Source organism: Gaoshiqia hydrogeniformans, assembly GCF_049347105.1.
GTDB lineage: Bacteria > Bacteroidota > Bacteroidia > Bacteroidales > Prolixibacteraceae > Gaoshiqia > Gaoshiqia hydrogeniformans.
Map to the genome: position 1 here is coordinate 1,443,434 of NZ_CP186334.1, position 24,872 is coordinate 1,468,305.

A 24,872-nucleotide genomic window follows, 5' to 3' on the forward strand; every position below is an offset into this window, starting at 1 on the left:
ATAATTTATATCCCATGAAAAAGTTCTTAAAATATTTCTCTGTGTTCTTTTTTGCACTTGCTGTGCTGAGTGCCTGTCATGATGATGATGATCCTGATTTGTACCCTAGCGAGTTGGTAAAAGGATGTTATGTGATCAACTATGGGAATTATCCCAGTGGCGGCGCCAGTATCAGCAAGTACGACTATGACGCGGATCAGTTGACCAACTTTTATTATAAAAATCAGAACAAAGGCACTGAGCTACTTTCCAACATTCAATATGCCTATTCGTATAACGACCAGGTTTTTTTGATGGGAAACAGTCCTGACCAGATAATTTCGGTTGATCCGCTCTTTGTACAAACAAAAAACGGGGTGAGTGATCAAATTGCTAAACCCCGCGCCTGTGTTGCCAAAGGCGACTACCTCTATATTTCGTGCTGGGGGGCCAATCCGGATTGGGACCTGATGCCGAATTCGTACATTGCCAAATACAACATCGTAACCCGGACGGTTGAAAAAACAATTCCCCTGCCGGGCGGACCTGAAGGAGTGGAAATTGCCAACGGTAAATTATACGTCGCTTTGAATTATTCGGCAAAAATAGGTGTCATTGATCTGGATTCCGAAGAAGTTTCATATATAGAAGCTCCTGCCGTCAGCTCGTATTTTTTAAAGGATAACAGTGGCAACCTGTATGTTTCGATGGTAAGTACCTGGTCGGACTTCTCGGCAGAAACCGGATTGGGATATATCAATACCACTACAGATGAGTTGGAAATTATTTATTCCTTGCCGGATGTAAGCTACGAATATGCTTCGATTATGGCAGCAAATTCAGACAAATCAAAAATTTATGTCATCACCTCTGTTTCGGACGAGAACTGGCAGGTTACCAGCGCCGTTTCAGTTTTCGATGTCACAACAAAAACGTTTGAATCAGAAAATTTGATCAGTAACATTTCCGGAGCAAAAGGGCTGACCGTCAATCCGGAAAATAATCAGATCTATTTATTTACCGGTGAAAGTGTAACCGGAGCAGGTCTAATGAAGATTTACAGTTCTTCGGGTGAACTACTGGATCAGAAAACAGTAGGCGCATCTCCAACAATGGCTATCTTCCTTGATTAATATAAGTTAATCTCCAAACAAATACTACCCTTGCCAGGCAGGGGTAGTTTCTGCCTCTTTGAAATTAGTTACAGAGATCAAAAAAACAAGTTCAACGTACTCCGTTTGAACACTTCGAGAACGTGAACAGTCTCAAAATTCCGTCACAGCTGGCAAACTTGAAACTTTAAACTCGAAACCCAAAACGGTAATGGCAAAAATAACTCTAATAACAGGCGGCGCCCGGTCGGGCAAAAGCAGTTTTGCGCAACGAATGGCTGAAGAGCTTTCGCAGCGGCCTATTTATCTGGCCACAGCCCGCATTTGGGACGAAGATTTTGCCATGCGCGTGAAACGGCACCAGACCGACCGCGACGAACGCTGGCAAACCGTGGAAGAAGAAAAAAAATTATCGAAACATCATTTCACGGGAAAAACAGTTTTGCTCGACTGCATTACCTTGTGGCTCACCAACTTTTTCCACGACTGCGATTATCAGCTTGAAGAAGCGTTGCAGGCAGCCAAAGCCGAATGGACTCAGTTTGCCGAGCAGGATATGAACTTGATTGTGGTGAGCAACGAGCTGGGCATGGGCGTTCATCCCGAAAATGAAACGGCGCGTAAGTTTGCCGATCTGCAAGGCTGGATGAACCAGCTCATCGCTGCACAAGCAGACACCGTTTACCTGATGGTTGCGGGAATTCCGGTGAAAATTAAGTAATGACAACGAGTTTCGGGCCTTCATTCTTCCGACAAAATGACTAATGACTCTAAATGATAATCCAAATGACAACTTCATTAAAAGACCAACTTCAACGTAAAATCGACCTGAAAACCAAGCCTACGGGGGCCTTGGGACAGTTGGAAGAAATTGCCCTGCAACTGGGCCTGATTCAGAATACGCTTTCGCCCAAACTCGAAAAACCGGCCTTACTGGTTTTTGCCGCCGATCATGGCCTAGCCGACGAAGGGGTAAGCCCTTATCCGAAGGAGGTGACCTGGCAAATGGCCATGAATTTTTGTACCGGGGGCGCTGCTGTCAGCGTTTTTTGCCGGCAAAACGGAATCGCCCTCAAAGTGATTGATGCCGGTGTGGATTTCGATTTTCCGGCAGGTAGCCCGATTATTGATGCAAAAATTGCCCGTGGCACCAAAAATATGCTGAAAGAACCCGCCATGAGTTTAAGGGAATGTCGTCTGGCGATGAACCGCGGAGCCGGCTATGTCCGTCAGGAAGCTTTAGGTGGGTGCAATACCATTGCTTTTGGCGAAATGGGTATTGGCAACACCTCGCCGTCGTCGTTGCTGATGCACCGGTTTATGAAAATGCCGGTAGAGCAATGCACCGGCAAAGGCGCTGGCATGGAGGGTGAAAAACTGGACCACAAAACAGCCATACTGAAAGCCGTTTCTGAAAAGTACGATCCGCAAACGCCCGAAGAAACCCTGGCAACCTTTGGCGGACTGGAAATCGCCATGATGACAGGGGCTATCCTCGAAGCTAAAAAACTGGATATGGTCATCCTGATCGACGGTTTTATCGCCACGGCAGCCACGCTGACAGCCATTCAGTTTGATGCGGCTGTTCGCGACAACTGCATCTTTTGCCACGCCTCTGAAGAACGGGGTCACCAACTGATGCTAAAACACCTGAATGCCAAACCGGTATTGAGTCTGAATATGCGTCTTGGCGAAGGTTCAGGCGCAGCAGTCGCCTACCCGGTCATCAAAGCCGCAGCAACCTTTTTAAATGAAATGGCCAGTTTTGACGAAGCCGGTGTCTCAAACAAGGCGGAAAACGCTGACGTTCAAAGTTCATAAGCACCTAAGTTTTTCCGAACCTGAAACCTGAGCCGGTTCCGAAAAGTTGCCAAATATAAATACAACACGAAGACTCGAAGACACTAAGGCTATATGTTGATTACACATATACTGTTTCTCAATTATTCGCAATAAATACTTTCTTTGTGACTTTGTGTTTAAAATGACTTTTCGGGTCAAGACTCAAACCTGGAACCTGGAACTTGAAACTTTTTGCCATGAAAGAGCAACTCAACTTATTCCTGACAGCGGTCATGTTCTACACCCGCATTCCGGTGCCAAAGTCGCTGGGATTTTCCAACGAGCGGCTGAACCGGTCAACACGCTACTTCCCGCTGATTGGCTGGATCGTCGGGGGGATTGGTGCATTGGCGTTTTATGGGCTGAATTGGATATTGCCGGTTGAGGTGGCTGTTTTTCTAAGCATGATGACCACGATCTTTGCAACCGGCGCTTTTCACGAAGATGGCTTTGCCGACTTTTGTGATGGCTTTGGCGGAGGCTACACCCGCGAAAAGATCTTCACCATCATGAAAGACAGCCGTATTGGTACTTACGGAACGGTGGGATTGATTGGCATGTTGGGGACCAAGTTCCTGGCGCTGCAAGCCTTTCCGATCGCGACCATTCCGTTGGTTATAATTGCCGGGCATGCGTTTAGCCGACTGATACCGGTGCTGGTCATTTTTACCGGTACCTATTCGCGCGAAGATGAATTGAGCAAAACCAAACCGATTGGCAAACGCGGCAAAAACTCCGACATGGTACTGGCTGTTGTCTTCGGGCTGGTTCCGTTAGCGTTGTTCCCGTGGCAACTGACGGCCATCGTATTACCTGCGTCGCTGCTGGTCACTTTCTTGTTCAAAAAATATATCGAACGGAAGATTGGCGGATACACGGGCGATTGCCTGGGCGCCTTGCAGCAAATGGTTGAAGTGTTGTTCTATTTGTGTTTGCTGGGGATAGCTAAGGTTTATTAAGGATAATGTTTATCCAAATTACGGGGTATTTCCTACTAAGGTTAATTAATAGATGCAGTTAATCATTGATTTTTAAATCCTTATCTCCAGAAAGCAACCTTAATAGCAGCATGGAGCAGACAGAAAACATAACCTGATTAGCACAATTGACTGATCACTCCCAATTTGAAAAACATATCTATGTCGAACAAGCATGATCTGAAAATTACTGTTATACGCCATACACGCGTTGATGTGCCCTCCGGAATTTGTTACGGGCAGAGCGACGTGCCGCTTGCCGGTTCGTATCAGCAGGAGTTTGAATCGGTAAAAGCAAAGCTTGCCGGACAAACCTTTGGCGCCGTTTTTTCCAGCCCGCTCATCCGCTGCCGTCGTTTGGCCGAGGATCTGTTTCCCGAAGCGGAGATCGTCTTTGATCACCGGCTGAAGGAGATTAACTTTGGCCAGTGGGAGCTTCAACCGTGGAACCAGATTTATGCGACTCCTGAAGGAAAACAATGGATGGACAACTACCTGGATACACCCTGTCCAGGGGGCGAATCATACCTGGAATTCCGCCAACGGGTCAAATCATTCATAACCGATTTGAAAACGCCACCACGCGCCCGGGTTGCCGTGATTGCCCATGCCGGGGTGATTCGCCTGATAACATCCATACTGAAGAATCAAACCATAGACGAAATTTTTACCAATTTTGCACCTGAATATGGCGGTGTTTACGAATTTAAAATCAAATGGCGCATCAAAAATTAAAACCAATCCTGTTTGTGGGCACCGGCTCCGATGTGGGCAAATCGGTGATCAACGCCGCCTTTTGCAGGATCTTTTTGCAGGACGGCTACCATCCGGCACCTTTCAAAGCGCAAAACATGTCGCTGAATTCATATGCCAGCGCCGAAGGGTTGGAACTGGGCCGTGCGCAGGCCGTGCAAGCCGAGGCCTGCGGAATTCCCTGCCTCAGCGCGATGAACCCGATCCTGCTCAAGCCTACCAGTCAACAGAAGGCGCAGGTTATTTTAAACGGCAAACCGATGGGAGATCAAACCGCGCGGGAATATTTCATGAAGACTGACCGTGATTTTCTGTTTGCCGAGGCCATGAAAGCCTGGCGCTCACTCAACGCGAAGTATAACCCCATCGTTATGGAAGGGGCCGGAAGCATTTCGGAAATAAACCTGTGGGACAAGGATATCACCAACATGCGCGTGGCGCTCGAAACCGGCTCGCCGACCATCCTGGTTGCAGACATCGACCGTGGCGGCGTGTTTGGCAGCGTGTACGGAACAATTAAATTGCTTCCCGAAGCCGAACGGAAGCTGATCAAGGGAATTCTGATCAACAAGTTCAGGGGCGACATCAGTTTATTCGAAGACGGGCGCACCATGTTGGAAGAACTGACCGGAGTGCCTGTTATCGGGGTAGTTCCTTATTTTAACGACGTTCATATCGATCAGGAAGACAGCGTGGTGATCGACTACCGCCGCGGCAGTGTAAACGATGCCGGAAAGGTGAATGTGGCCGTAGTGTTGCTGCGGCACATGAGCAACTTCACCGATTTTAACATGCTGGAGCGCATGCCCGGCATCAACCTGTATTATTCGGCCAATCCGGCGGAGATCGCCAAGGCCGATATCGTGTTGGTCCCCGGCTCGAAAAACACGATTTCGGACCTCATGTACCTGCGCGAACGGGGTTTGGCCAAAGCCATCTTGCAGGCTGCTGAAGCAGGCAAAGGCGTGTACGGCATTTGCGGCGGGTACCAGCTATTGGGTGAAGAAATCCGCGATCCGTACCATGTCGAAGGTGAAATTGATGCCATTCCCGGACTTGGTTTACTTCCGGTGACGACAACCCTGACCAAAGAAAAACGAACGGTGCAAACCCGCTTTAAGTTCAGGAATCTGGCCGGAGAGTATACGGGCTACGAAATTCATATGGGAGAAACGCGCCTGCTCAACGGCGAGCCGCTCTGTGAACTGGCCGACGGAACCCGGGATGGCTGTTTTGTTTCACCCAAACTATGGGGAACCTACCTGCACGGGATATTCGACAACAACGCGGTGGTGGATGAGATCCTGAAAGCCAATCAACTACAAGCCAAAACAGATGAGTTTGATTACGCCGCTTTCAAGGAAGAACAATACGACAAACTCGCGGCCCACGTCCGTACCCATGTCGATTTGGATTACGTGTATTCGGTTTTGAAAGAAAAAAATTAAGAGAGATGAGGGTCATCCCGAACTCGTTTCGGGATCTGTCAGCTATCAACAGAGATCCTGAAACAAGTTCAGGATGACTCGTGACTAAAAGTTCGCTATTATTTATGGAGCATATATACCTAATTCCCCTTCTCGCCGGTTTCGCGCTCGATGGTCTCTTGGGTGATCCGCGTTGGTTGCCGCATCCGATCCGGCTGTTTGGCCGGCTGATTGGCTGGTTCGAAAAACGCTTCAACCGGGGTAAACACCGAAAACTGAAAGGCGCTTTCACCTCAGCCTTGCTGGTTGGCGGTACCTGGACTGCGTTTCATGTCCTGTTTGTTTATTTGGAAGCCTATCCCGCTGTATTTATGGTTGTGGCATCCATCGGTGTTTTCTTTGGTTTGGCCAATCACAGCCTGATTTATGAATCGTGGCTGGTGATCCGGGCTCTCGAAAAAGAAGGGCTCGAAGCAGGTCGCAATCAGCTGAGCTTCATTGTTGGCCGCGATACTACTCAACTGAATGAACAGCAAATACGCACGGCGGTACTCGAAACTATGGCCGAAAACCTGAGCGACGGGGTGATTGCGCCTCTGTTTTTTTATGCGTTGGGCGGTGTTCCGGCGCTTTTCGCCTACAAAATGGCCAGCACCCTCGACTCGATGATTGCCTATAAAAGCGAGCGCTTTAAAAGCTATGGCTGGCTGGCCGCCCGCCTCGACGATTTGCTCAACCTGGTTCCGTCCCGTTTGACGGCGTTGCTGATGGTTTTGGTGAGTCTGAGCTGGAGCGGTGTGCAGCATGTATTCCATTACGGCCATCGGCACGCCAGTCCCAACGCCGGTTACCCCGAAGCAGCCCTGGCCGGCATCCTGAAATGCCGCTTTGGCGGGCCCAATGTTTACCACGGCCAGCTGGTCGAAAAACGCTACATCGGCCATCAACTGAGAACCATTACCTCCCGCGACTTTTGGATAGCGGCTTATGTGAATACGGCAAGCGCGGTAGTGATGGCGGGAGGAATTATTATGTTGTTTATTAAACTCTGATTGTCATCATGGTCTCAACAGGTGTATAGATGTCTATTTCTTCGGAATCGGTATGTAAAGATACAACCAATGAATACCGGCATTTTTTCTCCATGCATTTTTCACTCTTCCTGGTTTTCCACCATCCGCCAACTGGATAGACTGCTATGTGATTACAATCAGCTAATTCAATTCCAGATAAGGTTATCGAGTCTGATTGAACAGTACCTCTACTTCGGTAAACAGGGCCAACTTTCCACCTATTACCAATTCCTTCATACTCTGGTTTATCATCATCGTCTGTTCTTGAATCTTTGTTAATTCGTTTTTTGAAATTTTCGATATTATTAGCCTCTTCTGGTGAATTCAGGTCAAATCGTAGTCCGTGAGACGCATAAGTATATCTGTTCTGCGTTTGCAGTTCTCCTGGTGATGGTTCAATAAAGTAAGAAAGTGTTATTTTCAGCGTTATAGGATATGCTCCTAAGTCGCTAAGCGCTTCTCGAGGCCAAGGGAGTTCGTAGAAATGCATTTCATTTGTACCTCCTTCCTTACTAAATGGCTGAATAGTTTCTTGAGAAATTAAGGTGAGGTGGTTTAGTGCACAGGAAGACGCTTGTTCCAAATTCGGAACTCCATAGCCAGCTATTCGTAGCAAATCTCCAATTTCTCCTTTTTTGGTTGTATCAATTTGGAATTGCTCAGTTAATTTCGGAGTCCATTCTGCGGAATGAACAAGCAATGCTCTGATTGTTTCCGGCCAGGCGCTCGGTAAAACACATTGAATTTGTGCAGCCATCCATGATGCTTGAGCAGTTGCTGCGCTTGTTGCATCGAACAATTCAAACTGTTTTACAATTGGTTGCCAAGAAGTCGTTAGTATAGAAAGTTCATCGCAGGATTCAATATCATTAGTTGGAGATTTTAAAAGGTTGCCTCCTTCGAATACTATGTCAGGTTTATTAGGCCACGTTTTTTCCCAGTCAATTGATGTTGTACTGTGAGGTGATAATTCTCCGTGCTGTGCCAGAGGAGTATAATCTTGATAGTCTTCGTCTGAAACTCTGGTTTTCTCTGTAAATGCACCAACAGTTATTGCATTCCACGATTGAGCTGGACTTTGTATTGACAGTTTTAAGTTAATATCTGGAAAGTCGACTAATTCACTTTTAGAAATACAATTTGATGCATTGCCCGCGCTAATTAAAAACAGGCGTTGAGGCCCGCCTTCATCTCCAAATGCTAATTTGTCAACCGCTGCCGACCAAGAAGAGGGCCGACCGAAGTCAGTCTCATAACTAGTAGTTACTGCCAGGCAATATTGGCGGATCCGATCTGGTATTTTGATTTCACATTTGCTGATTGTTTGCGCGGTGATGTCTCCATAAAGAGCCTTTTGGTTATCGGGGAAGTTAGGAGGAGGTAGGATTTTCCCTGAAAACAATCTGTGATTTAAGATTATTTCATCTCTTGTTTCAATTGCATTTTGAAGATCTCCGAACAGGCTTATTCCAGCCATTTGGGTTCCATGTCCTTCATGATCTGACAAACTCCATTCTGGGTTATAGGTTTCTTTCTCACTATCGGAACAGGATTTTTCGAGTAGGAGATGGCCATTATTAATCCCTGTATCAAGAATGCAAATGCTTACGCCTCGATCAACATAACTTATTCGCTGAATTAGGTCATCAACAGCTTCTGTTTGTTGGTAGTTCGGCATTGAAGACCAAAATGAGACTGGTTCTTTTGCCAGCCGAAGCTCGGCGAGATTGTCGCTTTGTGCAAACAGTTCCTGTAATTGACTCCGGTTCGCACGAATAATAATTACAGAACGTTCCGGAAAATCCAAACGTTCTTTGTTTGTTTCGATTCCTATTGCTCGGCAAATTACATGCGTTGCGTTGACGATATCGTCAGCTTTTTGTTGTTCTGTTCTCAACCAAAGTTCACACCACACCGGAATTTCATTAGGAAAGTCCTGCGAAAAGTCTTGCCATAGGTTTTCAAGAAGCGCTAACTCAATACCTTCTATTGACTCAATGAGTTTTTTATTCTTAAACTGCGCCCATCGTGAATCTAGTTTTGTTGCATAATCTTTAACCTGATCAAGGTATCTTTTTTCTTGCCCGGAAGGGACATAAACAATTGCATGTTTTTCTGTTTGACCATCTTCTGTTATTCTTGAACTAGTGCTGACGAGTCTTGGAGCATTTGAGGATTGTCTTTCAAGGCTATTAGCTGCTAATTCATAACCAGCTAGACCTCGGACATTTATGTAGGAGCCATTTCTTGATGGTAATGAAAGAGCTTTTCTTTGCTCTTTTTGATATTCTATTTGACACCAAGCCTCTTGAAATCGTTGTGCCAAATAATCTGCGTGTGCTTTTCTATTACGTTGAGGTAAATCAGGTGAACGAGGCGGAGATTTTGTAGTTGTAAAAGATTCTGATTGAGCAATGTTGTTTAGAAATAGGATTGGTTTGTCCATTTAGAGTTGCTTTGAGTGGATGTGATGCCGATCCTGAATCATTGCGAGTAAGGTCTTTTTATTAACTACCGTTTGGTCTTTCAGAATCGCATCTTTGATCGCATCAATGCAGCCAATGCTGATTTCAGCATGACTCAATCCTTCAATTTCTTTTGAAATTGAAGAAGGATCAATATCACCAATAAATGAACCCAAAAGATTTTTCAGCAATAGAATTACTTCTGTTTTATCAGGATTTTTAAAATAAATCACATCATCAAAACGGCGGAAGAGTGCCGGATCTAAAACGGAAAGATTGTTTGTGGCAGCAATAATCAGGCTTTCAGAGAAATCATTCTCAATAAATTGCAGAAAAGCATTCAATACACGTCGCATTTCACCGACTTCATTCTCATTTCCGCGTTCTGCGCCAATTGCATCAAACTCATCAAATAGGTAAATGCCATTTCTCTCTTTAATCGCTTCAAAAATTAGTCGAAGTTTTGCGCCCGTTTCTCCCATATACTTTGTAACCATCTTGTCCATGGAAACAATAAAGAGGGGCAGTTGCATTTCATTGGCTAACACAGACGCTGTCATTGTCTTCCCAGTTCCGGGAGGGCCTGCTAACAAAATCTTCCTTCGGTGCGATAATCCAAATTTCTGAAGTTTATGTCTCTGTTTAAATTCAGTAAGAATTCTGTGAAGCCGGTTTTCAATGTCACTAGCTATAATCATGTCACTCAATCTCTTATTAGGAACCGACTCAATGATTAGTCCTTGAAGATCCTTCTGAAAGGGATTAAGTTTAACGGTCTTCGATTTAGATGAATCAACCGCTTTCTTAATTTCTTCTGCTACATTAAGTCGCCCAGAACGTGCTTCATGTGCAGCAATTTGTAATGCGATTGTTGCAAAACGCTCATCACTTCCACTAAAATGAGAGTTAATCAAAGACTTTATTTGTTCCGCTGTTGCCATGTGTTTCAATATCCTAACAAATATAAGCTTTTCCTGTTTTAAAATTATTTATTCGAGAATTATAAAAATGTAGTGGAGCTTCTGAGTAATTTGCTCTTGTTCCTTACTTTTTCCGCTCAAATTGTGTTTTCTTTGCCAAAAACATTCCTTATGACAACCTACTCCCACCTCATTTTCGACCTGGACGGCACGCTGATTAACTCAAAAACCGGCTTATACAACTCGCTGAGTTATATGCTCAGCGAAATGCAGCTCGATCCGAAAGGCGCAGCCTGCATCGACCGGATGATTGGGCCGCCCATTCAGGACGGACTGAAGCAGGTGCTGGGATTTAACGACAGGCAGGTAGAATCAGGAGTCAGGTTATTCCGCGAATATTACAGTCAGAAAGGTTTGTACGAAGGCGAACTTTATCCGGGAGTTGCAGAACTGCTTGAAGCGTTACAGGCACAAGGTAAAAAACTGTTTATCGCCACTTCGAAAAAAGACTGCTTTGTTGAAACGGTGTTACGCGAGTTTGAACTTGACCGCTACCTGACCGACTTTCAGGGCGCCGGAGACGGAGCTCTTCATACCAAAGCAGAGCTGATTACCCGTTTAATGGACCGGAATCAGTTGACTGCATCGAAACAGATCGTCATGATTGGCGACACCCGCTACGATATTACCGGAGGAAAAGCCAATGAAATCAGTACCATTGGCGTTGGATACGGCTTTGGCAATTCTGCTGAAATCAGATCACTCCAACCTGACTATTATGTCGAAGATGTTGATGAATTAACCGAATTACTGGCCGGTTAAGTATGAATAATCTTCAGCTGTTCAATAAAGAAGTCAGAGGCTTCTTTATCTTTTATATTGGCCAGGCTCCAAAAGCTTTTTGATTGTTTTTCGAGGTCGGTAATGATAATTTCCAGGTACTCAACCGAATTTGCCGGAGGCAGAAACTGGCGAATGATATTTTTTAGCAATAGAATGCCCAGCAAAGTCAAAATGGGGATATACCAGGTAAATGAAAAAGCACCGACAAAGAAGAAAAGGATATTCAGAATTGCACTGGCCATTCGCTTCGTTTTCTCCTTCCTGGGCGTAATGGCCGACTGAAGCCCGTGTACATTGATGGTTTTCATGTAATGGCTGATCCGCTGGTTTGCGGATAAACTATCCAGGGTATTTTTGGTTGAAGTCAGCTTTAGCCCCCAATACTGAGTCGCGTTCCAATAGGCCGATTTGTAGGCAGCAAAAATGCTGAATATGAATGCCGCAAAAAAGTAAATAATCATACCCATAACGTATTCTCCATTAGCCAAGGTGATGGTTGTTAAGATCAGTTGTACAAAAAACGAACCGACGAATTTAATAAAAGTCAACCAGAAGAATACATTTGAAACGCGAAAACTAGCGTACAATTGCGGTAAATTGCCATTTTTTGATCCGAGCCCAGCAATAATCTAATAAGTTGATTCAAACTGACGCAGAAAACGCACATCATTTTCAAAGAAATGACGGATATCCTTAATTCCGTATTTTAACATGGCAATCCGTTCGATCCCCATCCCGAAAGCGAAACCGGTATATTTCTTTGAATCAATTCCGCACAAATCAAGCACATTGGGATCAACCATGCCACAGCCCAGAATTTCGAGCCAGCCGGTGTATTTACATACATTACACCCTTTTCCCCCGCAAATGGAACAGCTGACGTCCATCTCGGCCGAAGGTTCGGTAAACGGGAAGTACGAAGGACGCAGGCGGATTTCGGTTTTCTCGCCAAATAACTCGCGGGAAAAATACAGCAAGGTTTGTTTCAGATCGGCAAACGAAACATTTTCGTCGACATACAAACCTTCAATCTGGTGAAAAATGCAATGTGCACGGGCCGAGATCGCCTCGTTCCTGAAAACCCGTCCCGGGAAGATAGCCCGGATCGGCGGCTGGTTTTTCTCCATCACGCGAACCTGAACTCCGGAGGTATGCGTACGCAACAGCACATCGGGGTTCTTTTGGATAAAGAAAGTGTCCTGCATATCGCGTGCCGGGTGGTCCAGCGGAAAGTTCAGCGCTGTGAAGTTGTGCCAGTCATCTTCGATTTCAGGTCCTTCAGCGACGGTGAACCCCAACCGGGCAAAAATTTCAATAATTTCATTCCGGATCAGGGATAACGGATGGCGGGTACCCGGCCGCATGGGTTCAGCAGGCATGGTCAGGTCGAGTCCGCTGGTTCCCTGATCTGCATTTTCAAAACGTTCTTTCAGCTCGTTAATCTTCTGAAGAGCAAACTCCTTTAACTCGTTAATTGCCTGTCCGATGGCTTTTTTCTGCTCATCAGGGACCTGTTTAAAATCGGCAAATAACTGGTTTAACAAGCCTTTTTTACTCATGTATTTAATGCGAAGCTCTTCAACATGTTCTTTGGTTGAAACACTTACCGCTTCAACTTCTTCTTTTAACTGCTTAATTTTTTCTAACATTTTCGAATGCTGTAGAATGGAGGCACAAAGATAATCATTCGGTTGTAATTACTCAGAAACCGGTTCATTTTTATCAGGTTGTTAACCGGGAAATGATCGTTTGCCGGTATGAGAATTCCGGATGAATCAGCTTTTCCCCAATCTTCACGCCGCCCTATTCAATGATCCTGATTTTTCTGATGCGAACGTCTTCCAATGGCCGAAAGTCGCTGTTTACCTCCATCCGGCTGATTTGGTCGGCCACGTCCAATCCTTCGAGTACCTCGCCAAAAATCGTATAAGTTCCATCGATATGCGGGGCTCCGCCAACTGTTTGATACACCTGCCGCTGTTGGGTGGTAAAGCGGTGCCCGGTTTCTTTCTCAATATCATCCAGTTCCCTGTCGGAATAGGTTCGGCCGGTAACAATATAGAACTGGGAGCCGTCGGAGCGCAGTTTGCTGTTTTCCCGGTCGGGTTTACGCGGAGAACCAATCATTCCTCTTTTGTGGTAAAAATGCGGGACAATGTGTGCAGGCAGCGTATAACCGGGACCTTTCCAGCCAACAATATCATCTTTTTCGGCATAACGGGTGTCGGCCGCTCCGCTTTGAATACAAAAACCGTTGATAACCCGGTGGATCAGCAAACTGTCGAAATAGTTCTCACGGGCAAGGGCAATAAAATTGTCGCGGTACTCGGGGGTCTCGTTAAACAACCTGATTTTGATGTTTCCCTTATCGGTTTCGATGAGCAGTCCTTTTATCCGGCTGTTGGCCTCGCTGGTTGCCTTATCGCCCGAAGTTTTTAAGTTGCTTAAAGGTTGAGGCACGGTTCCTGCCTTTTTCAGCAAACCGGCAATAACGGTTGAAGGAATGACGAAATGCTGGCTTTCATAATCAACAACCTCCGAATAGCCAATCCCGATCGTCCTTCCGTTTGACAAAAAAACCGGGGTCCCGTAACTTTGCGCCCTGAACTGGTTGGATACCCGGTAACGCATGTTTCCGCCCACATGACCGTATTCGTTTACCTGCCCGCGGTGCAACGGAAGGGTATTCCCCTGAGGCCGGGTAAGGTAAATCGTTTTTGACCGGTCGGATACTTTATCGGGATGAAGCGGAATTCCTTTCCGCTTGAGCCCCTCAACTTTCAGCAATACGACATCGTTGATCCGGTCGACCGCAAGAAAACCGGCAACCGGGTATTTGTTTGTTTCGTCAAGCGGGGTAACCAACGCCTCTGTTGCCCCCAGAATGGGTGATAAACGACAGACCAGCACGTTTGAATCAACAAAAAAAGCGGTTTCGCTTTCCAGTAAACGACCGTTGTCAAAACTTTCAAGTTTGACAATCGACGGAACAAAAACAAGATAATCAGTCACCGGTTCAGTAATCTTCTCGGTTGGCTGTTCTGTTTTACCCTGTGTGTCATTCCCTTTTCCTCCTCCTGAGGAACAGGAAACCAAGAGGAACAATCCTACTATAAGATATGCCGGTCTGGTCATTTTATTATTGTTACCCGGATTTTCACATCAGTCAGCGGCCGGTGGTTTTCGTCGGTCTTCAATTGGGCAATCTTATCGATGACCTCAAAGCCGGAAATACATTCTCCAAAAATCGTATACTTCCCGTCGAGATCGGGATAACCGCCAACCGTGGTGTACGCTTTCCGTTGTTCATCACTAAACTCGAGTACCTCGGGATCAAGCCGGTAGCGCGAATCGATATCTTTCTTCACCTGGCCGGCCAGTTTTCGGAATTCCTCCACCTGATTTTCCACTTTCAGCTCTTTCAGTTTTTCGCGGATCCCGGGGGTGTAAATCTGGTCGGTGATCCTCTTACGGATCGGGCGGTTAACGGCAAGTTCCATCGTATCGAGTTCCCCCTCGGTGAATACCTTCCCTTTAATGATGTAAAACTGGGAAATATCCGATTGTTTAAAGGGGTTCACCTCGTCGGGTTGGCGTGGAGCGCAAAGCGCCCCCTTTTTATGAAAATGCGCCCGGATGATCTCGTCATCTACCATATGGTCGGGGTCGCCGTAACCAATCCGTTTTCCCGGAGCGGCATTGCGCGACGACTTTGAACCGCCCTGAATCAGGAAATCCTGAATCACCCGGTAAAACAAAGTTCCGTCGTAATAAGCTTCATTAGCCAGTTGGATAAAAGCATCCCGGTGTTTGGGCGTATCATTGTATAGCCGGAAGCGCATGGTCCCCAGGTTGGTCGAAATTTCGGCAATGCGTTCATCCTGGGCTTTTACGGAGATACACCACCCGACTAATAAACAGACGATTAAGACAAAAACTCTCATTATTCCACTATTTTCACGCTCATCTTCACATCGGCAAGAGGCCTGTTGCTCTGGTCGGTTTCCACGGCCGCTATTTTATCGAGCACATCCAGTCCTTCCACCACTTCACCAAAAACGGTATAACTCATATCGAGGGAAGGATATCCCCCGATGGTGGTATACGCTTCGCGCTGCTCCGGGCTAAACCGGTAGGCCGGCATGTTCCCGGTTTCGGCGTTAGCCTCTTCCCTGATTTCGGCGACACGCACCGAAAACTGATCCTGATCGCCGGCCTGGCGTAACCGGTTCAGTTCATCCTGATATTTTGCAAAAATGCCCCGGACGATTTCCTGTTCTTTTTTCTGGTTCATCTGTAATTCCAGGGTATCCAAAGCCCCTTCGGTAAATACTTTTCCTTGTACAATATAAAATTGTGAGCCGGAGGAGCGTTTTTCCGGATTAACCTGATCTCCCTGGCGGGCAGCAGCCAGCGCACCTTTTTTATGAAAAAAAACCGGATTAATTTCAGCCGGAATGGTATATCCGGGATCGCCGGCTCCAAGTCGTTGTCCGGCCTGGGCATTCTTCGAATCCGGATCGCCGCCCTGGATCATAAACTGATGGATTACGCGATGAAAAAGCAGGCCGTTGTAAAAACCTTCCCCGGCCAACTTCAGAAAATTCTCTTTATGCAGGGGCGTTTCATCGTAAAGTTTCACAACGATATTCCCGAAGTCAGTCTCAATGCTGACCAGGGTTCCATCGGGTTTTTGCCCGGCATTTCCACACGAAAAACCAAAAATTGCTGATAACAGCAATGCCATTCCGATATATTTTCCCATAATCTCTTGATTTATCGCAAATATAAACATTCTGTCAGGTTGAGAAACGGTTTCTTTTTATGAATGAAACGAAATGTTACGCAATCGCCGGAAAAACAGTAATTTTGAAGCATGTATTTTTTAGTGAATGAGGATGAATGCCATACTTGTTGATACGGATATCCGCATCGAAGGAATCCGGGTTTCACATACCTTTCAGGTTTATCAGGCCATTGACCAAAACCGCGATTTTCTATCGACCTGGCTGCCTTTTGTCAGGCAAACCCGTTCCCAGGAAGATACCGAAGCCTTTATCCGGTCAGTTCTTGCCGAGCAGGCAACCCGGAAGGAAGAAGTTTTTGTGGTGTGGTATAAAGACTATTTTGCCGGTTTGATTGGTTTAAAAGACACGGACCACCTGAACCGGAAAACGGAAATCGGGTATTGGCTGATTGAAAAGATGACCGGAAAAGGAATTATGACCCGTTGTGTGAAAACGCTGTCGGAATATGTGTTCTCCACGATGAAGATGAACCGGATCCAAATAAAATGCGCCATTGGGAACGACAAGAGTTCGGCAATCCCAAAACGTCTTGGATTTCAGTTTGAAGGAATTGAACGTGCAGGCGAGAAGCACACGGACCGTTTTTTGGACCTCGAAGTTTACAGTTTATTAAAATTGGACTGGGAGAGAAAATAATTTTCAATGATGTCAATATGTTTATTTTAGACATGTTTCATGGCATAACGACAAATAATACATCATTAAAAAATCTTTTTGTACATACATTGCCGTATTTACAAGTGATTAAGCTCGTTAAAACATGTTAATATCCCGGTTGCCGACAAACTTTTTATGCGTAGAATCGTTTAATGTTTTGTTCGATTTTTTAATTTTAGCCTGATTTTTATCAACATGAAGGCAAAATTATGTTGAGCATCAAATGAAAACAACATGGAAAACAAAACAATTAGAAGAACTTTGTATAAAGTTTTAAGGAAAACAGGAGTGCCCAGGGACGAGATTGAACTGGACGCTTCTTTTCAGGAAGACCTGAAATTTGATCAGGTTGATTGGGCCTTATTTCTGTATTATCTGGAAAACTCGTTTAATATTGCAATTAGGGATGAAGAAGTTTCCAGGCTGTATCAGATTAAAGACTCGATTGAACTGGTAGCCGGCAGAGCATGAAGCAGGGTATAAATAGTTTCGTTTAATAGAAAGAGGACATTTTTAAAAAGATGTCCTCTTTTTTATTCACAAACCGGAATCGTATATTTGTCGCCACAATTCGATGAAGCTACCGCGTACTTATATCAAAGTCCTCATTTTGCTGTGTTTGCCGGTCTACCTGTTCATCCTGGCAAACTCGATGCTGAACATGCACCTGCACGTCCTGTCAAACGGCATGGTGGTCAGGCATGCTCACCTGTCCGGCAATCAGCATCATGATCATTCGGTAAAAGAAATTTCATTCTACGAAGGATTCTTCCTGGATTATTGTAATACCGTAAGCCCGTATACCGGCTTACAAACTTTTGTCTACACGACCGAAATAATCGGTACTCCCTTGTCAGCCCATTATTCCCGGGATTATTCCGGACTTTTCCAACTCAGGGGGCCTCCCGTTGCGTAATTAGCCTGCTTTTTCTCATAGTCAAAATCCCAATAAGTTGGGATTGTTATAACTGATCAGGCAATCTATTTTTGACCTATCGCTTAATTCATCCTGTCCGGAAAGGATGTTGAGCGTAGTCTGTTAACCCGATTTTTCAATTCTGTGGCGGCCGGCAATCATCGGCAGTCACCTTAAATTCACGCAACTCATTATGAAAAAAATAATCTTCGTCGCGCTCTTATTTACGTGCAGTCTTTTCACCTATTCCGAAAACAACCCGACCATCAGAAAACCGGACACCATGTTGTTTGGCGACGTAACATCCGATGACGGGCATATTCCTTTTGCAAGCATTCAAATAAAGGGGACAACCATCGGCACTGCAGCCGACCTCACGGGCCATTTTAAGCTGGTGGCGGCACCTGTCGGGAAACAAACAGTCGTTATTTCTGCCATTGGTTACCGGACACGGGAATATGTGGTTGAACTGATTTCCGGGACCGGTGTCACCTTAATGGCCAAACTGGATCCTGACCAGATTGGCCTGGAGCAGGTTGTGGTATCGGCCGACCGTAGTGAAAAGTCGCGCCGGGAAACAGCCACCATCGTGAGCGCCATTGGCCCCCGCCTGTTTGAACGGACACAAAGCGTTACTCTGAGCGAAGGCCTAAATTTTACGCCGGGGGTACGTATCGAAAACAATTGCCAGAACTGCGGCTTCACCCAAATACGAATGAACGGGATGGAGGGTCCTTACTCCCAAATCCTGATCAACAGCCGCCCGGTTTTCAGCGGACTGGCCGGCGTGTACGGACTGGAACTGATTCCGGCGAATATGATTGACCGGGTGGAGGTTGTACGGGGAGGCGGCTCGGCTCTATTCGGAGGAAACGCGATCGCCGGAACCATCAACCTGATTACCAAAGAGCCAGTGAAAAACTCGTTCTCGGTCAATTCGTCGGCAGCAGTGATCGGAAAAAACGGCCTGTCGGATTCTAATCTGACGATGAATGGCTCCATGATCAGCGATGATTTTCGCACCGGGATGAGTTTTTACGGGTTCAAACGCGGACGCGACCCGTATGATGCCAACGACGACGGGTTCTCAGAAATATCGAAAATTGATAATGCCACTTTAGGCGGAAGTTTGTTTCACCGCTTGGGCACACGGTCGAAAATAAACCTCGACTATTTCTACATCAACGAGTCGCGAAGAGGAGGGAACGCCTTTGACAAACCCAACCACGAAGCCGATATTTCGGAAGCCGTTGATCACCGGATTAACTCGGCCAACCTTAGCGTCGACAAGTTCATGCGCGGGCATGACAAATTAAGCATATATACCGCTTTTCAATCGGTTGACCGCGACTCGTATTACGGCGCCAACCACGACCTGTCGGCCTACGGCAACACGAAAGATTTCTCCGTCTCTGCCGGCGCCCAATACCACCGTGATGTGGAAAAGCTTTTGGTTTCTCCCTCCGAATTAGTCGTTGGCATGGAAATGACCACCAACCAACTGGAAGACAAAAAGCTGGGCTATCTCGACCTGGAAACCAGGGAACACACCAACAATACCCTGATTGCCAATCAACACATCAACACGTATGGCTTTTTTGTTCAGAATGAATGGGTAGGCGATCAACTCCGGCTTGGCATCGGGTTCCGCGCCGAACATTATTCGGTTGGCGACGATGAAGAAAACCGCGAAACTGCATCCGGCGATGTGATTAGTCCGCGAGTCAGTTTGCTTTACAACCTCAGCAGGAAACTACAACTCCGGTCCTCTTTTGCCAAAGGGTATCGCGCTCCTCAAATCTTCGACGAGGACCTGCACATCGAAACCTCGGGCGCGCGCCGGGTAACCCATGTGAACGACCCCGGCCTGAAACAGGAAAGCTCCAACAGCTTGACCATTTCGCTCGATTATACTGAAACCTTCGGTAAATACCAGGCCCAGTTCCTGGCCGAATCGTTTTACACCAAATTAAACGATCCGTTTACCAATATATACGGCGATCCCGACGACGACGGAAACGTGATTTACACCCGCACCAACGCCGAAGACGGCGCCGTGGTAAGAGGAATCAACTTTGAGCTGAACGCCTCAGCCGGCGCCCGCTTTGTGATGCAATCGTCGTTAACGCTGCAACAAAGTAAATACGAATCGCCCCAGGAGTTTGACGAATACCGGTTTTTCCGCACCCCCGAAACTTACGGTTACCTGAGTATGACCTACTCGTCTGGCCCTCTGTTCAGGGCTTCGTTAACGGGGAACTACACCGGCAAAATGCTCGTCCCTTATTTTGGAAATTTACTTGATCACCCGGAAAACGGACAGTTGAATCGAACGGATTCTTTTTTTGACCTGGGCGTGAAGCTGTCGCGCGACCTGAAGATCGGCAACGAATTATCCTTGCAGTTATACGGCGGGGTAAAAAACATCCTGGACTCGTTTCAGGACGACTTTGACTATGGCGCCGACCGCGATCCCGGTTATATTTACGGTCCGCTTGCTCCGCGAACCTTCTACCTTGGTGTAAAAATCGGCAACATTTTTTAACCAATTCCTATAAACAATAATATTTGAACGCCCGCAAAATAATGCTAATTTTGTGGGCGTTATCATATTTCAAAACTATTGCTATGTCAGACCCAGGAGCCGTGAAAAAGAAGTTTTCGTTAGGAAATACCGATAAAGAAAGAAGAAATAACCTGATCGTCATCTTTCTGACGATTATTTTGTTAGTCGTGGTTGTGCTGCTTTTCGTTCAACGAAGCGAGCATAAGTCAATCCTCGGATCCCTGAATGCAGAAAAAGATTTGATCCAATCAGAGCTGAACAGTATGGTTCAAAATTACGACTCGCTGAAAACCGATAACGACACCCTGAACACCCAATTGTTTATGGCCCAGGCCAAAGTAAAGGACCTGTTACTCGAGGTGGGCCAGATTAAAAAGGCCAGTTACGAGCAAATTTCGCGTTACCAGGACGAAGTTGGTTCGCTGCGCCGTATTATGCGCAACTACATCGTTCAGGTCGACTCGCTGAACCGCCGCAATGAACAACTGCTGGCCGAAAACCTCCAGGTAAAGCAGGAGTACAAGGAAGTGGAATCGCGGAATATTGCCCTGGAAAAAGAAAAGCAACAACTTTCTCAAAAAGTGGAACGGGCCGCGATGCTCGAAGCCCTGAACCTGACTGTTACCGGGATTAACAAAAAGGGAACCGAAGTGGCCAGCCGCGACAAAGCCGAGAAGCTGATGATCAGCTTTGCCCTAAGCAAAAACATTACCGCCAGGCGCGGAGCCAAGAATATTTATGTACGCATCCTTCGTCCCGATCAAATCTTACTGATCAAATCAAAAAACGACCTTTTCCAGTACGAAGATCTGAGAATCCCCTACTCGGCAATGCGCGAAGTAACCTACGAAGGAAATGAACTGCCGGTAAACATATTCTGGGACCAGGAAAACGGAGAACCTTTTCTGTCAGGTACGTATACCATTGATATCTTTGCAGATGGAAACAATATCGGCTCAACCACATTTGCGTTCAAAAAGTAAACTGATTTTTTTCGCCTGATCTTATACAAAACCGTCTGCTCAGACCGTTTCTTCCTATGAACTATGCCTTCAACCGGCCTCAGTTCAACCCAAACATTTGCTCACGATGTTTCGGTTATCCATGCTTGAAACATTTAAATGAATTATAAATTTGTGTAAAACTTTAAAATGAGAAAACATGAGAACAAGTAGAACCTTTATCGTGGCCCTTTTATCTGTCTTACTGTTAAGCGGGTGTGCTTCCATGAACAACGCGCAAAAAGGAGCGGTGATCGGGGCAGCCGGCGGCGGTGTTTTAGGCGCCGTAATCGGGAAAGCCTCGGGCAATACCGCCATGGGAACTGTAATTGGCGCTGCCGTTGGCGGAACCACCGGCGCTATTATCGGTAACAAGATGGACAAACAAGCCGAAGCCATCCAGAAATCGGTGCCCGATGCCAAAGTGGAACGGGTAGGCGAAGGCATTATGGTCGAATTCGACAGCAAAGTGCTGTTTGCACTGAACAGCTTCAACCTGACCAGTGACGCTTCGGCAAACCTGGATAAACTGGTAACGGTTTTAAAGGAATTTCCGGATACCGATATCGAAATCCAGGGACATACCGACAGCAGCGGTTCGGAAGAATACAACCAGAAACTATCTGAACAACGCGCCGGTTCCGTGTCTTCTTACTTGTTGAAAAAAGGTGTTGGCCAAAGCCGCATCACCACCAAAGGATACGGCGAATTAAGCCCGAAATACGATAACGCCACCGACAGCGGACGGGCTCAAAACCGCCGGGTTGAATTTGCCATTACCGCCAACGAAAAAATGATTGCCGATGCCAAAGCTGAAGCAGGCGAAAAATAAGATTACCTCTTTATGAATCATTAAAATCCGGTTTGTTCAGGCAGGCCGGATTTTTTATTCTTTAAATACCGGGGGATCGGCAAAAACTGTGATATTTTTTAGCTTTTTCGGTTTTCAAAATCCATATTTTTGAGCTAACCATCAACAAGGTAGTTATGTGGATGCTTTTTGAAAACCGGTCGAACCTAAAGCGAAAATACGTCAACATCAAAAACCGCGACACTTATCCGTTCTAATCGCCAGTACATTTTATACCCCGATTTTTTCATCTTAAAACTGATTAGAAATGGACTTACCTTTTGCCGAAAACTATAAAATTAAAATGGTAGAACCCATCTACCCAAGTACCCGGACCGAACGCGAACGCTGGATAAAAGAAGCCGGTTATAACCTGTTTAACCTGCGAAGCGAACAAGTTTACATCGACCTACTCACCGACAGCGGCACCGGAGCCATGAGTGACCGCCAGTGGGCGGCCCTGATGACCGGCGACGAAAGTTACGCCGGCTCATCCTCCTACTACCACCTGAAAGATAAAGTAAAAGAACTTTTCGGTTTTGATTACTTTTTACCGGTTCACCAGGGCCGGGCTGCCGAGAATGTCCTGTTTTCTGTTCTGGTGAAAGAAAATGATCTGGTTCCCGGAAATTCGCACTTCGATACGACCAAAGGGCATATCGAGTTCCGAAAGGCCCAGGCCATTGACTGTACCATTGCCGAAGCTTTCGATACCGCAAGCCTTCATCCGTTTAAAGGCAATGTCGATTTAAACAAGTTGCAGCTTGTTCTTGAAAGCTACCCCCGCGAACAAGTTCCGTTTATCCTGATGACCCTCACCTGCAACAGTTCTGGCGGCCAACCGGTATCGTTGGAAAACCTGCGGCAGGTAAAACAACTGGCCGCGCAATACCGGATCCCGCTGATTTTTGATTCGGCGCGTTTTGCCGAGAATGCCTGGTTTATTCAACAACGCGAAACGGGCTACCAACAGAAGTCCATCAAGGAAATTGTGCGCGAAATGTACAGCCTGGCCGACGGCATGACCATGAGCAGCAAGAAGGACGGTTTGGTAAACATCGGCGGCATCCTGGCCATGCACCGCCAGGACTGGTTTGAGCAAGCAACTGTTTTCACCATTATGTATGAAGGCTTCGTGACTTACGGCGGCATGGCCGGTCGCGACATGAATGCCTTGGCCGTTGGCCTGGACGAAGTTACCGAAAGCGCCTATCTCGAAAGCCGGATCGGGCAGGTCCGGTACCTGTGGAACAAACTGGTCGACGCCGGAATACCGGTGCAACAACCTGCCGGCGGACATGCCGTGTTTGTTGATGCCCGGCGCTTTTTACCCCATGTGCCCAAAGAAGAGTTTGTGGCCCAGGTGCTGGCTGTTGAACTATACCTAGAAGCCGGAGTCAGAGGGGTTGAAGTAGGGACCCTGCTGGCCGACCGGAACCCTAAAACACACGAGAACCGATACCCGGCCGTTGAGTTCCTGCGGCTGGCCATCCCGCGGCGCAGCTACACCAATAACCACCTGAACGTGGTTGCTGCCGCCCTAAGAAACATTTACGCCCGGCGAAACGAAATTAAACAGGGTTTCCGTATCGATCACGAAGCGCCGGTCATGCGGCACTTCACCATACGCCTGAAACCGATCGGGGCATAAACGCCAAACCCGGGAAAAGATCAGAAGCTGCGTTCATTAACCAGTTCACCCGAGGCATCGTACTTTTTCCAGGTTCCCGATTTTTCGCCGTTTTTATAATACATCTCGTAAATTAAGTGGCCGTCGTCATCCCAAACAGTCCATTTGCCCTCTTTTTTGCCGTTTTTATAATTGGCAACAGCCACTTTTACTGCTTTTTCGTTGTAAGTGACCCAGGTTCCGTCCATCAGGTTTTTTTTGTAAGAACGAATTTCACTTAAGCTCCCGTTCTCAAAATAAACACGGACTTCCCCGTTTTTCAAACCTTTTTTCAGGTTGAGTTTGATTTTCGTGTTCCCGTTGTCAAAATACGTGATATAAGTTCCCGTGTAAGGCTTTGAACCGGAATAATAAACCCCCTCAACCTCGGTTACTTGCTGGGCATGGGCATGAACGGTAAAAACCAGGAACAAGCCGAAAATCAATATCCATCTTTTCATGAAGACCTCCTCTTCTGTTACGTCTGTTGTATTATTTATTGTTTGAGCTGGTAAACCAAAAAAAACCGCCTCTGCTCTCAGAAGCGGTTGCCAATCTTAAGTATATGAAATAAAACCCGGGACCTCAATTTGAAGACTTCAAACTAAGATTGACCTGGTTCGTGTTGAGACTTAGCTCAAGTTCTTCAACCGATGTTTTCTCGTATGAAATAAATGATGCTGTCAAGTGATAGGTTCCCGGCTTTACATCTTCGAAACTGTATTTACCGTCGAAATCGGTATAAACCACCTGGTCGGTTCCTTCGAGGCTAACTTTTACGCCAACTAAGGCTTCACGGGTTATTTGGTCGGTCACTTCTCCGCTGAAGGAAACCAGTTCAGCTTTCTCGGACGAAGTTTCGTTTTTGTTTTCCTTGTTTCCGGCGCTTGCAAAAACAACAAGGCCCATAAAAAGAATGCTTAATAACGTGTGTTTCATCTCTCTGTTGATTTGATAACAAAGAAAGCTGATCGGGGTTAAGCCTGAATTACAGAACCATTAAAATTTGATTAA

Annotated in this window: 24 protein-coding genes; 15 read left to right on the forward strand and 9 right to left on the reverse strand. The window is 46.3% G+C overall.

Annotation, left to right across the window (positions count from 1 at the left end; genetic code table 11):
• Window positions 1-14: 14 nt before the first annotated feature.
• The 7 genes from ACOIT5_RS05835 (at window position 15) to cbiB (ending at window position 7,142) form a co-directional block, all read left to right on the forward strand.
• Entirely contained in the window at window positions 15-1,112 is a 1,098-nt protein-coding gene (locus tag ACOIT5_RS05835) for a DUF5074 domain-containing protein (RefSeq protein ID WP_423129531.1), read from the forward strand.
• Window positions 1,113-1,302: 190 nt separating this feature from the next.
• Window positions 1,303-1,812 (forward strand): bifunctional adenosylcobinamide kinase/adenosylcobinamide-phosphate guanylyltransferase, encoded by a 510-nt coding sequence (gene cobU, locus ACOIT5_RS05840; protein ID WP_423129532.1) that lies wholly within the window; start codon window positions 1,303-1,305, stop codon window positions 1,810-1,812.
• A gap of 65 nt (window positions 1,813-1,877) precedes the next feature.
• On the forward strand, window positions 1,878-2,912 hold the full coding sequence (gene cobT, locus ACOIT5_RS05845) for a nicotinate-nucleotide--dimethylbenzimidazole phosphoribosyltransferase (RefSeq protein ID WP_423129533.1): 1,035 nt from the start codon (window positions 1,878-1,880) through the stop codon (window positions 2,910-2,912).
• 218 nt (window positions 2,913-3,130) lie between these two features.
• Window positions 3,131-3,892, forward strand: coding sequence for an adenosylcobinamide-GDP ribazoletransferase (locus tag ACOIT5_RS05850; RefSeq protein WP_423129534.1), 762 nt, complete (start codon window positions 3,131-3,133; stop codon window positions 3,890-3,892).
• Window positions 3,893-4,072: 180 nt separating this feature from the next.
• Window positions 4,073-4,645, forward strand: coding sequence for an alpha-ribazole phosphatase (gene cobC / locus ACOIT5_RS05855; protein WP_423129535.1), 573 nt, complete (start codon window positions 4,073-4,075; stop codon window positions 4,643-4,645).
• Complete coding sequence (locus ACOIT5_RS05860; RefSeq protein WP_423129536.1) at window positions 4,627-6,111, forward strand: cobyric acid synthase; 1,485 nt, start codon at window positions 4,627-4,629, stop codon at window positions 6,109-6,111. The genes cobC and ACOIT5_RS05860 overlap by 19 nt, the downstream gene beginning before the upstream one ends.
• 104 nt (window positions 6,112-6,215) lie before the next feature.
• Window positions 6,216-7,142 (forward strand): adenosylcobinamide-phosphate synthase CbiB, encoded by a 927-nt coding sequence (cbiB, locus tag ACOIT5_RS05865; protein ID WP_423129537.1) that lies wholly within the window; start codon window positions 6,216-6,218, stop codon window positions 7,140-7,142.
• On the opposite strand, the gene ACOIT5_RS05870 is transcribed toward cbiB, so the two are convergent.
• Both ACOIT5_RS05870 and ACOIT5_RS05875 read right to left on the reverse strand, forming a co-directional pair.
• On the reverse strand, window positions 7,132-9,609 hold the full coding sequence (locus ACOIT5_RS05870; RefSeq protein ID WP_423129538.1) for a S8 family peptidase: 2,478 nt from the start codon (window positions 9,607-9,609) through the stop codon (window positions 7,132-7,134). The genes cbiB and ACOIT5_RS05870 overlap by 11 nt on opposite strands.
• Complete coding sequence (locus ACOIT5_RS05875) at window positions 9,610-10,569, reverse strand: AAA family ATPase (protein WP_423129539.1); 960 nt, start codon at window positions 10,567-10,569, stop codon at window positions 9,610-9,612.
• A gap of 150 nt (window positions 10,570-10,719) precedes the next feature.
• Between ACOIT5_RS05875 and ACOIT5_RS05880 the strand changes: the two genes are divergently transcribed.
• The gene (locus ACOIT5_RS05880; protein ID WP_423129540.1) at window positions 10,720-11,370 is read left to right on the forward strand and encodes an HAD hydrolase-like protein; all 651 of its coding nucleotides are present in this window, start codon (window positions 10,720-10,722) and stop codon (window positions 11,368-11,370) included.
• Here ACOIT5_RS05880 and ACOIT5_RS05885 read toward each other — a convergent pair.
• The 5 genes from ACOIT5_RS05885 to ACOIT5_RS05905 form a co-directional block, all read right to left on the reverse strand.
• Complete coding sequence (locus ACOIT5_RS05885) at window positions 11,367-11,858, reverse strand: hypothetical protein (protein ID WP_423129541.1); 492 nt, start codon at window positions 11,856-11,858, stop codon at window positions 11,367-11,369. The two genes, ACOIT5_RS05880 and ACOIT5_RS05885, sit on opposite strands and share 4 nt — an antisense overlap.
• A 162-nt stretch (window positions 11,859-12,020) precedes the next feature.
• Window positions 12,021-13,040, reverse strand: a complete 1,020-nt coding sequence (gene pheS / locus ACOIT5_RS05890) for a phenylalanine--tRNA ligase subunit alpha (RefSeq protein ID WP_423129542.1) — start codon at window positions 13,038-13,040, stop codon at window positions 12,021-12,023.
• A gap of 154 nt (window positions 13,041-13,194) precedes the next feature.
• The gene (locus ACOIT5_RS05895) at window positions 13,195-14,526 is read right to left on the reverse strand and encodes a peptidylprolyl isomerase (protein ID WP_423129543.1); all 1,332 of its coding nucleotides are present in this window, start codon (window positions 14,524-14,526) and stop codon (window positions 13,195-13,197) included.
• Window positions 14,523-15,335: a peptidylprolyl isomerase gene (locus tag ACOIT5_RS05900; protein WP_423129544.1), complete on the reverse strand. Its 813-nt coding sequence runs from the start codon at window positions 15,333-15,335 to the stop codon at window positions 14,523-14,525. Before ACOIT5_RS05900 ends, ACOIT5_RS05895 begins: the two co-directional genes overlap by 4 nt.
• The gene (locus ACOIT5_RS05905; RefSeq protein ID WP_423129545.1) at window positions 15,335-16,156 is read right to left on the reverse strand and encodes a peptidylprolyl isomerase; all 822 of its coding nucleotides are present in this window, start codon (window positions 16,154-16,156) and stop codon (window positions 15,335-15,337) included. The genes ACOIT5_RS05900 and ACOIT5_RS05905 overlap by 1 nt, the downstream gene beginning before the upstream one ends.
• 133 nt (window positions 16,157-16,289) lie before the next feature.
• Between ACOIT5_RS05905 and ACOIT5_RS05910 the strand changes: the two genes are divergently transcribed.
• The 7 genes from ACOIT5_RS05910 to ACOIT5_RS05940 all read left to right on the forward strand — a co-directional run bounded on the left by ACOIT5_RS05910 (window position 16,290) and on the right by ACOIT5_RS05940 (window position 23,840).
• A complete protein-coding gene (locus ACOIT5_RS05910; protein ID WP_423129546.1) occupies window positions 16,290-16,835 on the forward strand; it encodes a GNAT family N-acetyltransferase in 546 nt (181 codons plus the stop codon).
• Window positions 16,836-17,090: 255 nt separating this feature from the next.
• The gene (locus tag ACOIT5_RS05915) at window positions 17,091-17,327 is read left to right on the forward strand and encodes an acyl carrier protein (RefSeq protein WP_423129547.1); all 237 of its coding nucleotides are present in this window, start codon (window positions 17,091-17,093) and stop codon (window positions 17,325-17,327) included.
• A 103-nt stretch (window positions 17,328-17,430) separates the two neighbouring features.
• The gene (locus tag ACOIT5_RS05920; RefSeq protein WP_423129548.1) at window positions 17,431-17,772 is read left to right on the forward strand and encodes a hypothetical protein; all 342 of its coding nucleotides are present in this window, start codon (window positions 17,431-17,433) and stop codon (window positions 17,770-17,772) included.
• Between the two features lie 193 nt (window positions 17,773-17,965).
• Window positions 17,966-20,317 (forward strand): TonB-dependent receptor, encoded by a 2,352-nt coding sequence (locus ACOIT5_RS05925; RefSeq protein WP_423129549.1) that lies wholly within the window; start codon window positions 17,966-17,968, stop codon window positions 20,315-20,317.
• Between the two features lie 83 nt (window positions 20,318-20,400).
• Window positions 20,401-21,321: a hypothetical protein gene (locus ACOIT5_RS05930; RefSeq protein WP_423129550.1), complete on the forward strand. Its 921-nt coding sequence runs from the start codon at window positions 20,401-20,403 to the stop codon at window positions 21,319-21,321.
• Window positions 21,322-21,499: 178 nt separating this feature from the next.
• A complete protein-coding gene (locus ACOIT5_RS05935) occupies window positions 21,500-22,171 on the forward strand; it encodes an OmpA family protein (protein WP_423129551.1) in 672 nt (223 codons plus the stop codon).
• 286 nt (window positions 22,172-22,457) lie between these two features.
• Entirely contained in the window at window positions 22,458-23,840 is a 1,383-nt protein-coding gene (locus ACOIT5_RS05940) for a tryptophanase (protein WP_423129552.1), read from the forward strand.
• A gap of 20 nt (window positions 23,841-23,860) precedes the next feature.
• Here the strand turns inward: ACOIT5_RS05940 and ACOIT5_RS05945 are convergent, their stop codons facing one another.
• Together ACOIT5_RS05945 and ACOIT5_RS05950 are read right to left on the reverse strand one after the other, a co-directional pair.
• Window positions 23,861-24,319: a toxin-antitoxin system YwqK family antitoxin gene (locus ACOIT5_RS05945; RefSeq protein WP_423129553.1), complete on the reverse strand. Its 459-nt coding sequence runs from the start codon at window positions 24,317-24,319 to the stop codon at window positions 23,861-23,863.
• A 124-nt stretch (window positions 24,320-24,443) separates the two neighbouring features.
• Window positions 24,444-24,797, reverse strand: coding sequence for a carboxypeptidase-like regulatory domain-containing protein (locus ACOIT5_RS05950; RefSeq protein ID WP_423129554.1), 354 nt, complete (start codon window positions 24,795-24,797; stop codon window positions 24,444-24,446).
• Window positions 24,798-24,872 lie beyond the last annotated feature (75 nt).